This window comes from Lacrimispora amygdalina (assembly GCF_003432035.1).
Taxonomy (GTDB): Bacteria; Bacillota; Clostridia; order Lachnospirales; family Lachnospiraceae; genus Lacrimispora; species Lacrimispora amygdalina.
The window spans coordinates 97038-111607 of sequence record NZ_QOHO01000072.1 but is presented as its reverse complement, the minus strand read 5'-3'; the positions used below and the strand labels follow the sequence as shown (position 1 = coordinate 111607).

The following is a 14570-nucleotide window of genomic DNA, read 5'->3' as shown; positions in this document are numbered from 1 at the left end:
TCGATTCTCATTAAGCACGTCAGAAATTTATGCTGTAATTAATTTCCCTATATTCTTACAAATGCGAAAGAAGTATAGGAAAATACTCTTACCGGGTGATTTCCTGTACTTCTTTTGCAGTAGTTATTTCATAATGCTTCATTACCACGTTCACCGGTGCGGATTCTTACTACATCATCTACATCATAGATAAAAATCTTACCGTCACCGTAATTACCGGTATTTATTTGTGTTACTACTTCATTGACAATTATTTCTGCAACCTCTGTAGGTACCACAGTTTCCACTTTTAATTTTGGAAGCAGATTAACCGTTGTTTCCGTTCCTCTGTATATTGTTTTGTAACCCTTCTGGTTACCATAGCCCATAATATTTGAAATCATTAGACCATTTGCCTTATTATCATTGAGAATTTTCTTTACATCCTCCAGCCTTTCTGGTTTAATAATAATCTCCAATTTCTTCATACAATTACCTCCTTTTGGTACATTGCCTAATTATTCTAGTTTTGAGTTAAGCCTTTTTAAATCTGGCTAACTGCTTAATTTCTGCGTTGTCAGCAGAGTCAAAATCCAGTTCTGATTTTACTAACTGAAGGTCAGGATATGCGGCTACGCCCATTTCTGGAATGTCAAGTCCGGCAAGCTCTGCTTCGGGTGATACCCTTAAACCCCAAACTTTATCCAATACTTTAAAGAATACATAAGATACACCAAATCCCCATACAAAAAGAACAATTACTGCAATAAACTGGGCTGCAAACTGGGAAGCATCACCATAGAATAAACCTGTAACTCCACCTGCAACACCATTGATTCCATCTCCGTATGATCCATCGGCAAATAAACCTAAAGAAAGTATTCCCCAAAGACCATTTACACAGTGAACAGAAATGGCACCTACCGGATCATCAAGCTTTAATTGATTTTCCACAAAGGATACTGATAAACAGACCATTATACCTGCTATTAATCCAATAACGAAAGAAGAAGCGGCATTAACAAACGCACAAGGTGCTGTAATAGCAACCAAACCTGCCAGTGCACCGTTTGCCGTCATGGATGGATCCGGTTTTCCGTATCTGATCCACATATAAAACATAGCTGCCAAACCACCGATTGCACCTGCTATCATGGTATTAGTAGCAACAACAGAAAGTCTGAAATCAGAAGAGTTCAGTGTGGAACCGGCATTAAAAGAAAACCAGCAGAAGAATAAGATAATTGTTCCAATAATGGCCATAGGGATATCGTGTCCCGGAAATGCTCTTGTAGTCCCATCCTTTTTGAATTTACCAATTCTTGGTCCAATAACAATTGCACCTGCAAGTGCCAGCATACCACCCATGGAGTGAACAACTGCAGAACCGGCAAAATCTACTACGCCGTGACCCAACCCAAAATTTTTACCAAGGGTTGACAACCAGCCGCCGCCCCATACCCAGTTTCCGAACAGAGGGTAGAGAAACATGGAAATAAAAAATGAAGTTATAACCACCGCAGAGTATTTTACTCTTTCTGCAACAGCACCGGTTGGAATCGTAACGGTTGTATCCATAAATACCATCTGGAAGAAAAATAATGCATAGATACCAGGATCATAGACACCATCACCAGATAATAAAAATCCCTTATAACCGAAAATGCCGCCAACCCCGGGTATTGACATCATAGCATCAAGTGCTCTTCCTCCTGTTCCAAGTCCTGCCGCACCGCCGGAGCCGCCAAACTGAAGTGCAAAACCTACAAGAAAATATCCCACAGCACCTACTAAAAATACCATAAAGTTCATCGTCATGGTATGAGCTGCATTTTTACCACGGCAAAATCCTGTTTCAACCATAGCAAAACCGCACTGAAAAAAGAATACCATGAAGCCGGTTATCATAATCCAGGTGAAATTAGCACCATAATAAGCTTTGTTAGCTGTTGCAGCTACATCTGTAATTGTCTCCGTTCCGGTAGGTATTACATAGGAAGCACCTGTTGGATCAGCACCACCTGGTGAGGAAAAAGCCAATGCCAATGCAATTGCCGCTATCCCTAATACTACCAGTAAACTAATGATTGTTCCTGTTTTTTTCATTATAATTGCCTCCTTTTTATTGAAACAGATTTTTTAACTACCGAATGCTCTTACTCTTTTTTTCTTTAATAAAATTATTCCAGGAAAACTCTGATGTACTTTTATAAACTTCTTCCTTAAGCCTGCCTACCGACAAATAATACCGTATACCCAGATACATCACCAATAAGCCAAATATTACTCCGGGAATCTGTGAATTTAAAACCTTAAAACTAATGTTATTAAAAAAACTAAAAGCACAAAAGAACATACCCAGAAAAATAATGAATAAGGCTGATCCAAAAAGTATTGTTAAGGTCAATGCTTTTTGCTTTAAAATTGTTGATTGGTTTTGTTTTTTCATAAATTCCTCCTTTAAAATTAAATAAAAAAGAGTCTAAGTAACAAAACTTAAACTCCATCGTTCATCAGTCAAAATTCTAACTATTCAATTTATTAAATCAACTATGCCAGGCTTTTATTTTACATAAAATTCTAAAGGCTTTCCTGTGAAATAAAAAAAAAGTCAAAACGTGCGTATTTTGACTTCTTTGTCTACCAGATAAATATTATAACTAGAATATATCACACTGCTTTTTTAAATACAACAGCAATTTGGATATATTTTTAATAATAAACCATAAATCGTTATACATTTTTCCCTAAAATATGACTTTTGCACACATCCTTAATCGCTTAGGTTTTACCGCTGTGCTTTATCATATGCTGGTCTAATTGGTTTTGTGAAGCAGAAAAGGCATATACGGAAGAACGTATACGCAGCCAATTTTCTTCGTACATGTAACAGCTCCAGTCTTTAATTAATATAAGATTATTATATGAATATAGATTGGAGAACTAGTTGATGAATTGTTATCCATATTTAGGCTATAAGAAAGTTTGTGAGCAGACTCCGGTTCAATTTCCGCCTCAGCACCAGCCGGTCCAACCCGGTTTAGAGACATTAATGGACCCCAAACCAGTCTTTGATAATCCCAATTACATTGGAACTGGTAAACTAATGAACAAAGTTGCAGTGATTACCGGAGGAGACAGCGGGATCGGAAGAGCAGTATCTCTGGCATTTGCAAAAGAAGGCGCTGATATATGTATCATTTACTTTAATGAACATGAGGATGCCCGGATAACAAAATGCTACGTGGAGGAACAGGGCAGCAGGTGCCTGCTGATTTCTGGCGATATACGGGATGAGTCGTTTTGTAAAGATGCGGTATCCCGAACGGTTTCGTTTTTCGGTAGAATTGATATTCTTGTGAATAATGCAGGTGTACAGTTTCCTCAGACAGGAATTGAAAATATATCCGCAGAACAAATGAGGCTTACATTTGAAGTCAACTTTTACGGTTTGTTCATGATGACTAAGTTTGCACTGCCTTATTTGAAATGCGGCAGTTCTATCATTAATACAACTTCAATTACTGCATATGAAGGAAATAAATGGCTGATAGATTATTCCAGTACGAAAGGTGCCATTGTCAGTTTCACCCGTGCCATGGCACATTCACTTGTCTCTGATGGAATCAGGGTAAATGCAGTTGCACCGGGACCAATCTGGACACCGCTTCAGCCAGCCAGCTGGCCAGCTGATTATATACCGACATTCGGTTCGGATACTCCAATGAAGCGAGCAGGTCAGCCATTTGAGCTCGCCCCAACATATGTATATCTGGCCAGTGAGGATTCATCCTACGTAACCGGGCAGGTTTTGCACGTAGATGGAGGGCAGAGTATGCAGTCATAAATAGTATGCTATTGGCATTTGTTATATCTAAAATTGTAAAACTATATTTTCTATGATAAAATGTAAGTAATTTCCAGATGAAGAAGGAGGTAAACCATATGAATAAAGAAGTATTAGATTATGTTGTTGAAAAAACACACGAATTAATCAATGCACCGTCCTGCAGCAAAGAAGCAAAAACAGCAGCCCAGAACTGGTTGGATGCCATTGGGACAGAAGGGGAAGCAGTGGAAACGAAAAAGTTTATGGATGAGCTGAAAGCAGATGTAGTACCAATAGACATGTTAATCGGCTTTGCAGAATCTGATGACGGAATTCGTATCTTCGGAGCGGATACTGCAAAGAATATTGCCGGTCATGCAAAGAAAATCAAGTCTGCCGGAGCAATTTATTGCGACTGCCCGGCATGTGCGGCCGCAACGGCAATCCTTGAAAAGAAAGATGTTATTTCTGGATAAACATCAGATTTAAACTGCCTATATATGCGAATCGGAAAAACCTCGTTTTATACGGGGCTTTTCTTTGGCTTTATCAAGAAAAAACCGGCTTAATTGTCGGTTTTTTTTGATCCGGCAGAATGGAAATGTAGAATCATTAATAAAATTGTCGGAGCTGTCATATGTTATATTATAGATGAATTTTAATAAGGAGGAAAATGGAATGAATAAAGAATATCTGATAAGATGGATAAAAGCCGCAGGAATCAGAGCGATAAAAACAATGGCACAGACCGCTGTAGCTACAATAGGAACCACAGCGGCAATGTCAGAAGTCAACTGGGTTATGGTAGCTTCTACAGCTGCATTAGCAGGTATCATGTCACTTCTTACATCAATAGCCGGGTTACCTGAATTAAAGGTGTAACAAATAAAAATATACATAAAAAAACCCCGTAAACACGAGGCTTTCCAACAGCTTCCGGGGGGACTCGAACCCCCGACCCACGCATTACGAATGCGTTGCGCTACCAACTGCGCTACGGAAGCAATCCGGAATCGGCAAGTGCCGAACCTTTGACAGTATAACAAATAGAATGTGAAAAATCAACCCTTTTATGAAAAAAAACTTAGATTATGTAGTCATTGCCAAACGTACCATAAAAAGCTATAATTAACATAAAAGAACCAGATGTCAGTTTTAATTTTACAAGGAGTCTGACTTTTATGCATGCTAAGGATGAGAATAGGGTTGGAAAATTTGATATGGCGATTCCTGTACTCTTATGGCTGTTTTTAATCATCTGCTGTATCATTTTTCTAATCTATAGGATACAAAAAAATACAAAAGAAAATAATGATTATTACTATAGTGCTGCAAAGCAGAACCAGTTTACGGTTAAAAGCAAGATTGAAGGAGACATACAACTTCTCAAAGTCATAGCCGCAGGCTTTAGTGGTATGGATTCTGACCATGCCAGGCAGCTTCCGGAAATTATTGGCCGAATGAATCTTTCCATGAAAGGAATGAAGATAAAGTATTCCGAAAAGCTTGACTGGTCAAGGTTAGACAGAGAAGCTTCCTATTTTGATGTATTGATAAGAGGGAAAAACAACCAGCCTCTGGGATACCTGTACACAGGGGACGCTGGAAATTTAATGAACCAGTTTATGAATACCCAGACTCTGGCTGGAGCCGGAATCTGTGCTGTGTTTGATAACAGGGGATCCTTAGTGGCAGCATCCGATGACCGGGATGCAGCTGACTGGAATAACATAAGAAATGAAATTTATAATATGATAACCAGTAACCAGAAGACATCTTCTAAGTTGAATCTTATAGAGAATGAGCGTGAGTTTGCCGTTTTAATTCCACTGGAATACAATGATTGGTACTTACTGAATGTATTTCCGGAATCAGGACTGAAAGGCAGATATATGGAGACAGCTGTTGGTATTGGGATTATGATTCTGATATCCTCAGGTTTGTTTTTTGCATTTTTCTACAAGCAATACAGGACAATCACGGCAAACCAGAAGACGTTGGTGAACATCGCATATACGGATTCCCTAACCCGCAGCCGGAACTTTCACGCGTTTAAAAAAGAAGCGGAACGCATCCTGCGGACTGCAGACTTGAAAAGTTATGCGGTATGGTATTGTGATATCAAAAAATTTAAATTTATTAATGATGTTCTTGGATATGAAGAAGGAGACCGGATTTTAATAGAGATTGCAGGTCTGCTGCAAAAATGCTCCGGGCAGAATTCCCTGTTCTGCAGAGTGTCTGCAGATAATTTTGTTGGACTTTATCAATATGAATCGCGTATGGAATTGAAAAATTGCTTTCAAAAACTGATTGAAGATTTTCGGCTGAAGGAATTGTCCTATAATAAAAGAATTGCAACGGAACTTTGCATGGGAGTTTATTTTCTGGAGGAAGAGGACAGGAACGTATCCATAGATACTATTGTAAATCGCGCCAACATTGCACAAAAATACATAAAAAACCTGCCAGGGAACCAGTTTGGTATTTATAATAAGGAAATGTGGGACAAGGTTGTAGATGAATCGGAGATGGAATCAGAGATGGAAGGTGCCATAGAAAGGCAGGAATTCCGGATTTTTATACAGCCAAAGGTCTCTATACAGATGAATAATGAGATCGTGGGGGGAGAAGTACTGGTAAGATGGGAAAATCCCCGAAAAGGGACCATACTGCCCGGACAGTTTATTCCTATCATGGAACGGGATGAAAAGATCATTATGCTGGATCGTTATATGTTTGAAAGCTCCTGCCAGTGGTTTCACCGATATTTAAAATCAGGAAGTAAACCGATTAACCTGGCTGTCAATGTTTCAAAAGTAGGGATTCTCAGAGATGATTTTGTGGACTACTATGGAAGCATTAAGGAGAAATACGAGATTCCAGACGGATTGCTGGAATTGGAATTTACAGAAACGGTTATGCTTACGGATGATAGTGTTTTTAACAGTCTGGTTGCGAGACTTCATGAGAAGGGATTTATCTGCTCTCTTGATGACTTCGGAGCAGGCTACTCTTCTTTGAACCTTTTAAAAAATCTGTCAATTGATATTGTTAAACTGGACATCATGTTTTTTAGAAAAAGCAGTGATATCAGAAGAGAGCGCATTGTTATATCCAATATCATTCATATGGCAAAGGAACTTCACATTAAAGCCATTGCAGAAGGTGTGGAGTTTACAGAAACGGTTGACTTTTTAAAATCAGCTGGATGCGATATTATACAGGGATATGTATTTGCCAGACCGATGCCATTAGAGGACTTTGAAAGGCTTCTTGGTGAGACAGTATCTTTGGCTCCTAAAGACGATAATAAGGCGGTGAATATATGCACAGAGAAATAATTAGAGAACACATCTATGTTGATGGAAGAGTTCAGGGAGTGGGCTTCCGTTTTCGAACCATGCAGTTTGCCATACAGTTAAAACTGACAGGATGGGTGAGAAATCTTGATGACGGCCGTGTAGAGATGGAAGTACAGGGGGAACGAGAGAATATTGATCACTTGTTTGAGATATTGAAAGGGGAACGTTTTATAGAAATTCATCAGTATGATGCGGATTTAATACCTGTGAAGCATGAGTCTGGTTTTCAGGTCAGATGAAATATGAAGTTCTTATAATCCCGGTATTTACAAGGAAGCTTGTATCTACTGGGATTTTTGTGTTTTGCGGCTGCCGCTGCAAAAAAACCTGAAATAACCTCTTGTGTGTGATAATCCAACCTTATAAACGTTTACTGATTATGAATTGCAACATCGGATTTCGAACATGGGATAGACGGATATTGCATTTACGGTCATCGGTTTATCTCGTATAATGAACCCATAAACAAGAAATGGGAGGGAAACACTTATGAAGTTAAAACAAATTGGAGCAATTACGCTTGCTGCACTCATGACAGCGGGTACGCTGGCTGGTTGTTCTGGCGGGGCAGCAACGAATGAAACTACAAATGCACAGACGAAAGCGGCAGCGGAAACAACAGCGCCAGCTTCGTCTGACACAAAAGCACCAAGCGGAGAGAAGACCGTGATTAACATCTGGTCAAAGGATCGCCATGATGCATCCTATGTACAGGCAAAGGTTGACGAGTATAACAAAACCAATACAGATAATATTCAGGTAAATTACCAGCTCTATACGGACAACTACGTTCAGGCCATTGATATGGCAGTACAAAGCGGTGAGCTTCCTGATATCATGGTTCAGCAGGAACAGATGTTCGATAAATACGTAAACGAAGGCCAGTGGGCAAATCTCTATGACTTTATGGATGGAGATATGAAGACGTATTTCAAGGATGTCATCTTTCCTGGTTATAATGAACTGGATGGTAAGCTTTACTTTGTTCCTACCACTGGAACGACCTGCCGTCTCTTCTATAATAAAGAGATATTCTCACGTGTAGGGATTGCAGAACCCCCAAAAACGTTAGAGGAGATGGTAGCTGACTCCAAACTCATCACTTCCAAGTTATCTGGCGAAGGGATTTATGGATTTGCAGAAAATATGAAGAGTGCAAGCTCCGGCTTACAGCGGTCCTTATTGGTCGGACTTGAACGTGAAACAGGCCTTGTTAATGGATACGACTTTGCCAAGGGAGAATATGATTTTACTCCATGGGCAGAATCTCTCAAATTGTGGAAAGAACTGCTTTCTGAGGACAGTGCATTCCCAGGCTGTGAGTCCCTTGATATTGACCCGTTAAGAACGCAGTTTGCAGCAGGAAAAATCGGTATGTACATGTCATACAGCCATGCAGAGCCAGGAGTATACCAGAATCAGTTCCCTATGGATTCTGATAAGTGGGACTGTGTTCCCATTCCGACAGTTGGAGGCAAAACAACAGGAAAACAGTACTTTACCGGAACCGGCGGATATGTTCTTAATGCTAAGAGCCCTAACTTAGAAAAGGCATTTAAAGTATACAAAGATATTTTTGCTAACGAAGATTATCTGGTAGGTTACTATGAAGGCGGTTACGGTGTGAGCATTCTGCCAAGTGTTATTGCTAAAGCAAAGCCAAGTATTGATTTCCAAAATAAAAAATGGCTGCTGATATCTGATATAGACGCACTTCTTCCAAAGCCACCTCACTCAGCATTTGCTTCTGGTATGGTAGTGGAAGGTGAGGATATGTTTAAGACCTGCGAATCAATTTACTACGGAGATGCAGATGCAGATACTGCATTAAAGGATTTAACTGATCGTTATAATAAGGCTTATCAGGATGCGATTAAAAATAACACAGGCTATGAAGTAAAGATTCCTGGTTACGATCCGAAGAATCCCAAATTGCAGTAAATAAGTAAGTAATGGAAAAGAGGGGCCACTTCAATAAAAGAGGCAGCCCCTCTTTCGTTAAGAAAGGAGTACACAGATGAAAGAAACGATAAGCAGGAATCTCAGAATAAAGAAGACTTTAAAACAAAACCTGCAGACATATTCTTTTTTGCTGCCAAATCTGATTCTTTTTACAGCCTGTTCTCTGTATCCGGTTGTATGGACGTTAAAGTATGTATTCTATCAATATGGCGGCTATGGAACCGGGAAGCCGATATTTGTAGGTTTTGTTAATTTAGCAAGAGTATTCCGGGATAAAGTGTACTGGGAAAGTGTACTTCATACGTTTACTTACGGATTTGGAAAAGTTCTCATTATTATCCCTCTGGCCTTTTTCCTTGCATTTCTTTTCAATCAGCAGAAACGCGGAAATGGAGTCACCCAGAGCATTATGTTTTTGCCCACAATCATGAGTTCTGCCGTCATGGGCCTTGTATTTTACTTATTGTTTAATGCTTATAATGGTGAGGTTAATAAATATCTTTTGGAATCGGGAATCATCAGCCGTCCTATTAACTGGCTTGGTAAAGATCACGCCATGAAGACACTCATTCTGACTGCCGTCTGGGGCGGCGTCGGAAACTATATGGTTTATTTTATAGCAGGAATCCAGCAGGTTTCGGAGGATGCCATTGAAAGCGCCAGAATTGATGGAGCGGGCAAACTTCAGACGATCTGGTATATCATTGTTCCAATGCTGGGACCAATTCTAAAGATCATTATGATGCTTGCGATTACATCTGCCTTCAATGATATAACCAATGTTATGGTACTTACCGAGGGCGGTCCCAATAATGCGACCATGGTCATGTCTCTTTACGGATACCGGTATTTCTTTCCGATTTCTGCCGCGGAAGCAACTGTTCCCCAGTATGGCTACGGTGCGGCAGTCAGCGTAGTTTCTGCAGCTATTGCAGGTGTGGTTACGGTGATTTACTTAAAAGCTTCTAAGAAACTGGATGATATTTATTAAGGAGGCAGATTATGACAGAAGCAAATACACAGAATGTGAGAATGAAAAAAATACATCTGTCTGACAAAGCCCGGGCTGCGTTGATTTCGAAATGGGTCTTTTTGGGGATTATGATTGTTTTTACCCTGTATCCGGTGATTTATACCGTTCTTGGATCGTTTAAGACCAATGCCGAACTGACCCAGGGAGGCGGTTTCTTCCCCAGTGTCTGGCATTTTGAAAACTATTATAAAGCGTTTATACAGGCTGATTTTACAAAATATACGTTAAACAGCGTTGTGGTCAGCATATCTGTGACGATACTCGCAGTGGTTACCACTTCACTTGCCGGATTTGCCATGGCAAGAAAAGACTTTGCAGGAAAAAAGATTCTGCTTGCACTTTATATGTCTATGATGTTTGTGTCACTGGGATCTGTTACCCTCTATCCCATTTACGAACTGCTCCGTGCATTGAAAATTAACAAAACCATATTTGCACTGGTGATAGCTTTAACCGGGGGGCAGGCCACCAATGTATTTCTGGTTATGGGATTTACCAAAGGAATCCCAAAGGAATTAGATGAAGCCGCGATTATTGACGGGTGCAGCATTTACGGTGTATATTCCCGAATCATTCTTCCGTTAAGCAAGCCAATTCTTGCAGTTGTGGCGTTATTTTCCTTCCGGAATGCGTGGAATGATTATATCACCAGTTTAATCATGACGATTTCCATACCAAAGCTTCAGACTTTAACCGTTGCTGTTGTTCAACTAAAGTATTCCGTGAATTCAGCAGCAGAGTGGCATATTATGCTTGCTGGTGCTTCCATAGCGATTATCCCGATTTTAATCGTATACATGTTTTCCAATAAACAGTTTATTGCAGGGCTGACGGCCGGTGCGGTAAAAGGTTAGCCTTTTCATTCTATAGCCGGAACATGCAGTGTTCTGGCTATTCGGTCTTTCGGATTTATGATAAAATAATATTTTAAATACATATCAGGAAAGACGATAAAACAAGGAAAATGATGATGAATAAAATGTACAAAAATTTGCGGTTTAGAAGCAAAATTATCGTAATATTTGGGATTATGTTCTTTTTTACAACGGCAATCAGCGGGTTCTCTTATTACCAATATACGTCTCATGACATCGAGGAGAATTTCAGAGTCAGTGCGGAAAGTGTGCTTGCACAGATTGTGGATACTCTTGATATGCGGCTTGGGGTGATCAGACAGAGAGCCCAGGGAATGCTGACCAATTATACCTTTGTAGTCAGCTTCTCTGATTATTTAAACAATCCCAATGATTTAAATCTGATAAAGACCATGGGGACCGTGTCTTCTTTCTTAAAGGATTTGGAGACAGGGGAAAATCTGCTGCATTCTTCCTTTATTTATACAGACAAGGGGGAATTTGATAATTTTGTCCGAATGAGAAACTGGCAGTTTCAGTTTAAAGAGTCGGAGTATTATAGTTCCTATATAGGAGGACCGGGGAAAGCCATCCAGTGGTTCCCGACACAAACAGACCAGATCTTTCAGGATACGGATGAAATTATTCCCTGTGTGAGAAGGTTTAGTGTGGAGGGATATAAAGGCAGCTTATATTTAATTCTTCAATTAAAGGCAAAGGAACTGGAACATATATTAGCAGGAAAATATGAGTTTTTTGATAAGATTCTTATTCTGGATCAGGAAGGAAATACAATTATCGGTTCAGAAGGCATTGATGCTGCAAAACTGATGAAACTGGCCCAAAAGGAGGGAGAAAAAGGAGCAGTCATCACCAGTGATTATGAGTATGAAGGCAATACATATTTAGTGACCTGCAATCGTCTTACCGAGAATGGCTGGCAAATCTTTGGATTAAAATCGAGAGAATCTCTGCTGGGAAGTTTGCAAAGTTTAAGAAACGTAATTCTGGAAACCATGGGAGTGATCTTTTTCGTTGGTGTGGCTGCCATTCTTTTGTTATCCCATCAGTTGACCAACTCGTTAAGAAAACTGGAAAAGCGCATGAGCCTGGTTGAAAAAGGGGATTTTAATACGCGTTTCTTTTATCCGTATAAAGATGAAGTGGGAAGTCTGGCAAAGAGCTTTAACTATATGATCGGAGAGATCCAAAACCTGGTAAAAAAGCAGGAGGAGACAATTGAAGAATTAAAGTGGGAGAGGGATCATGCAGCCGAAGTACAAAAACAGAAGAGGAAGGCGGAACTAAGGGCATTACAGGCTCAGATAAATCCACATTTTCTCTATAATACCCTAAATGCCATAACGTGGCAGGCTGCCGATCAGGGGGCAAAGGAAATCAGTATTTTGTCCAACTCATTAGGGAAATTCTTTCGTATTTCACTTAGTAAAGGAGCAGAAATTATCTCCTTAAAAGAAGAAATTGAACATGTTTCCAGTTATCTTGATATTCAAAGAATTCGTTACCATTCAAAGTTAAATTACCAGATTGATGTGGATGAACAGTGGCTGGACTTAAGAGTAATCAAACTGATTTTACAGCCGCTGGCAGAAAATTCGATTTATCATGGCATTAAAGAGAAGCAGGGGACAGGGCTGATACGGATTTATGAAGAACCATGTAGTGGAGAAGCTGAGAAAATATTAAAGCTGATTGTATGGGATAATGGAGCAGGAATTCCAGAAGATAAGTTAAAGATTCTGAATGAAACACTAAAAAAAGGGGTAACAGACCGTTTGGAAGGTTATGGAATCTATAACGTAAATGAAAGGCTCCGCTTATTTTACGGAGAGAATTACGGACTTCAATTTGAGAGTGTAGAAGGTCAGTGGACCAAAGCAATGCTTACACTTCCAGTCACAGATGGGGAGGTGGATTCATGTATCGGATCATGATTGTAGATGATGAGGATTATGTAAGGGATTTACTTGTAAAAAACATTCGCAGCTCATCGTTAGCTGTGGAAGTGGTTGCAGTAGCGGGAGATGGAAAAGAAGCTTTAAAATCAGCTCTTCATTTAAATCCGGATATTTTAATCACGGATATATCCATGCCTTTCATGAATGGATTGGAACTGATTAAAGAGATGCAGAAAGCCAGTCTTTTAAGCAAATATGTTGTAATCAGCGGATACGATGAATTTGATTATGCCAGACAGGCCATATCTCTTGGTGTAAAGGATTATCTGTTAAAACCGTTTCTGCCCCAGGAACTGGAGGAAGTTTTAGAGAAGATGATAAACGAATTAGACAGTCAGAAAACACTCCAGCAAAATATGATTCTGCTTCGGGAACAGGCGATTATCAGAGAGGGTCTTTACAGGGAAAAGGTATGTAAGGATCTGCTGGAAGGGCGGGAGTGCAGGGAAACGGACTATGAGCAGCCTGGTATGGATTTAACAGGAGACTATTATCTGGCAGGTATACTCCGCCTTACAGGAGGAACCTGGGATTTTAAAAGTCAGGAAAGTGTAGAAGAATTTCTGCTGCTGATACGGGAAGGTTATTTTCCGCCTGAAATCCGTCTTTATGCAGTCAGCTTTGATGGAGCCCATCTGGTTGTAATCTGGTGTGGGACAGGAGACGGGGAAGCTGCTTTTACCGGCAAGATAAAAGCGGGTATGGAAAAGATACAGACCAGCCTGAGAAAGTATTATCAGATTCAGCTTACTTCTGCCATAGGCTGTCCTTACAAGAGCAGAGAGGGACTGTGTACTTCTTATCAGGAAGCGATGGCGGTCTGGCGGGGAATGATTAATACAGAACACCCCATTTTGTTCTATGGAGAAGCGCATGAAAAACAGGAAGAGGGCAGCAGTTCGTCAATCAGAGACTGGAAAAATCAGATACGCCTTTCCGTACGGCTGGGGCAAAAAGACGAAGCGCTTTTACAACTGAAAGGGTTAATAAAAAGCTATGCTTCTCTGGCCAACAAGAAAAATGACTACATCAGTGTGTCGGTAAAGGAACTTATTTACGCAATTCAGAATGACATGAAGCATGCCGGTTTTGACCGGGAGATTCTGGAGCCTGCAGCCTCTATGCAGGACAGAATTCATTATGGCAGCCTTATGGATATGAAGGAAATGCTGGAAAGCTATATACAAACCTGCTGTCTGGTAATCTCTGATTATTCAGAGGAAACAAAGGCCAGTGCAGTGGTAAAGCAGATGAAATTGTTACTGGAAAACAATATAAAAGACAGTAAGGTAGATTTAGAGTGGGTTGCTGACAAGGTGCATTTTAGTTCCAGCTATGTCCGCCAGATCTTCAAACAGCATACAGGTGAGGGGGTTGGAGAATATCTGATACGGAAACGGATGGAGCATGCCGGAATGCTTCTTCAGAAGACCAGTTTAAAGATACAGGAAGTATCAGAAGAGTGCGGGTACGAAAATCAAAGGTATTTTGCAAGCAGTTTTAAGAAGTTTTACGGCTGTACGCCAACCGAATTTAAAAAGGCAGTAGAAGAAGAACGGTTATATTAAG

Annotated in this window: 13 protein-coding genes and 1 tRNA gene; 10 read left to right on the top strand and 4 right to left on the bottom strand. The window is 40.1% G+C overall.

The features are described from left to right. Positions 1-128: 128 nt before the first annotated feature. From DS742_RS21805 to DS742_RS21795, 3 genes are read right to left on the bottom strand one after another with little or no spacing between them, the layout of a single operon-like run. The gene (locus DS742_RS21805; protein ID WP_117419070.1) at positions 129-467 is read right to left on the bottom strand and encodes a P-II family nitrogen regulator; all 339 of its coding nucleotides are present in this window, start codon (positions 465-467) and stop codon (positions 129-131) included. Positions 468-513: 46 nt separating this feature from the next. Continuing rightward, positions 514-2085, bottom strand: a complete 1572-nt coding sequence (locus tag DS742_RS21800; protein WP_117419069.1) for an ammonium transporter — start codon at positions 2083-2085, stop codon at positions 514-516. 37 nt (positions 2086-2122) lie between these two features. Next, positions 2123-2428, bottom strand: a complete 306-nt coding sequence (locus DS742_RS21795) for a hypothetical protein (RefSeq protein ID WP_117419068.1) — start codon at positions 2426-2428, stop codon at positions 2123-2125. A gap of 501 nt (positions 2429-2929) precedes the next feature. Between DS742_RS21795 and DS742_RS21790 the strand changes: the two genes are divergently transcribed. From DS742_RS21790 to DS742_RS21780, 3 genes are all read left to right on the top strand, one after another. Further along, positions 2930-3826 (top strand): SDR family oxidoreductase, encoded by an 897-nt coding sequence (locus tag DS742_RS21790; RefSeq protein WP_346064845.1) that lies wholly within the window; start codon positions 2930-2932, stop codon positions 3824-3826. Between the two features lie 98 nt (positions 3827-3924). Next, positions 3925-4284 carry a molecular chaperone Hsp90 gene (locus DS742_RS21785; RefSeq protein WP_117419066.1) on the top strand — a complete coding sequence of 120 codons (360 nt, stop codon included), beginning with the start codon at positions 3925-3927 and terminating at the stop codon, positions 4282-4284. A gap of 202 nt (positions 4285-4486) precedes the next feature. Further along, positions 4487-4690 carry a holin gene (locus tag DS742_RS21780; RefSeq protein ID WP_117419065.1) on the top strand — a complete coding sequence of 68 codons (204 nt, stop codon included), beginning with the start codon at positions 4487-4489 and terminating at the stop codon, positions 4688-4690. A gap of 49 nt (positions 4691-4739) precedes the next feature. Here the strand turns inward: DS742_RS21780 and DS742_RS21775 are convergent. Next, positions 4740-4812, bottom strand: a tRNA-Thr gene (locus DS742_RS21775). A 177-nt stretch (positions 4813-4989) separates the two neighbouring features. Between DS742_RS21775 and DS742_RS21770 the strand changes: the two genes are divergently transcribed. From DS742_RS21770 to DS742_RS21740, 7 genes are all read left to right on the top strand, one after another. Continuing rightward, positions 4990-7152: a bifunctional diguanylate cyclase/phosphodiesterase gene (locus DS742_RS21770; protein ID WP_117419064.1), complete on the top strand. Its 2163-nt coding sequence runs from the start codon at positions 4990-4992 to the stop codon at positions 7150-7152. Next, on the top strand, positions 7137-7412 hold the full coding sequence (locus tag DS742_RS21765) for an acylphosphatase (protein WP_117419063.1): 276 nt from the start codon (positions 7137-7139) through the stop codon (positions 7410-7412). The genes DS742_RS21770 and DS742_RS21765 overlap by 16 nt, the downstream gene beginning before the upstream one ends. A 250-nt stretch (positions 7413-7662) precedes the next feature. Then, positions 7663-9114: an ABC transporter substrate-binding protein gene (locus DS742_RS21760; RefSeq protein ID WP_117419062.1), complete on the top strand. Its 1452-nt coding sequence runs from the start codon at positions 7663-7665 to the stop codon at positions 9112-9114. A gap of 76 nt (positions 9115-9190) precedes the next feature. After that, entirely contained in the window at positions 9191-10126 is a 936-nt protein-coding gene (locus DS742_RS21755; protein WP_117419061.1) for a carbohydrate ABC transporter permease, read from the top strand. 11 nt (positions 10127-10137) lie between these two features. Beyond that, on the top strand, positions 10138-11022 hold the full coding sequence (locus tag DS742_RS21750) for a carbohydrate ABC transporter permease (protein ID WP_242996674.1): 885 nt from the start codon (positions 10138-10140) through the stop codon (positions 11020-11022). A gap of 125 nt (positions 11023-11147) precedes the next feature. Next, positions 11148-12977: a sensor histidine kinase gene (locus DS742_RS21745; RefSeq protein ID WP_170313542.1), complete on the top strand. Its 1830-nt coding sequence runs from the start codon at positions 11148-11150 to the stop codon at positions 12975-12977. Next, positions 12962-14569, top strand: coding sequence for a response regulator (locus DS742_RS21740; protein WP_117419059.1), 1608 nt, complete (start codon positions 12962-12964; stop codon positions 14567-14569). Before DS742_RS21745 ends, DS742_RS21740 begins: the two co-directional genes overlap by 16 nt. Position 14570: the final 1 nt, after the last annotated feature.

Bases quoted from the DNA above. Each gene is read 5' to 3' on its own strand.
- DS742_RS21795 (WP_117419068.1), bottom strand. From the start codon at position 2,428: ATGAAAAAACAAAACCAATCAACAATTTTAAAGCAAAAAGCATTGACC.
- DS742_RS21765 (WP_117419063.1), top strand. From the start codon at position 7,137: ATGCACAGAGAAATAATTAGAGAACACATCTATGTTGATGGAAGAGTT.
- DS742_RS21785 (WP_117419066.1), top strand. From the start codon at position 3,925: ATGAATAAAGAAGTATTAGATTATGTTGTTGAAAAAACACACGAATTA.
- DS742_RS21745 (WP_170313542.1), top strand. From the start codon at position 11,148: ATGTACAAAAATTTGCGGTTTAGAAGCAAAATTATCGTAATATTTGGG.
- DS742_RS21740 (WP_117419059.1), top strand. From the start codon at position 12,962: ATGTATCGGATCATGATTGTAGATGATGAGGATTATGTAAGGGATTTA.
- DS742_RS21770 (WP_117419064.1), top strand. From the start codon at position 4,990: ATGCATGCTAAGGATGAGAATAGGGTTGGAAAATTTGATATGGCGATT.
- DS742_RS21780 (WP_117419065.1), top strand. From the start codon at position 4,487: ATGAATAAAGAATATCTGATAAGATGGATAAAAGCCGCAGGAATCAGA.
- DS742_RS21805 (WP_117419070.1), bottom strand. From the start codon at position 467: ATGAAGAAATTGGAGATTATTATTAAACCAGAAAGGCTGGAGGATGTA.
- DS742_RS21790 (WP_346064845.1), top strand. From the start codon at position 2,930: ATGAATTGTTATCCATATTTAGGCTATAAGAAAGTTTGTGAGCAGACT.
- DS742_RS21800 (WP_117419069.1), bottom strand. From the start codon at position 2,085: ATGAAAAAAACAGGAACAATCATTAGTTTACTGGTAGTATTAGGGATA.
- DS742_RS21750 (WP_242996674.1), top strand. From the start codon at position 10,138: ATGACAGAAGCAAATACACAGAATGTGAGAATGAAAAAAATACATCTG.
- DS742_RS21760 (WP_117419062.1), top strand. From the start codon at position 7,663: ATGAAGTTAAAACAAATTGGAGCAATTACGCTTGCTGCACTCATGACA.
- DS742_RS21755 (WP_117419061.1), top strand. From the start codon at position 9,191: ATGAAAGAAACGATAAGCAGGAATCTCAGAATAAAGAAGACTTTAAAA.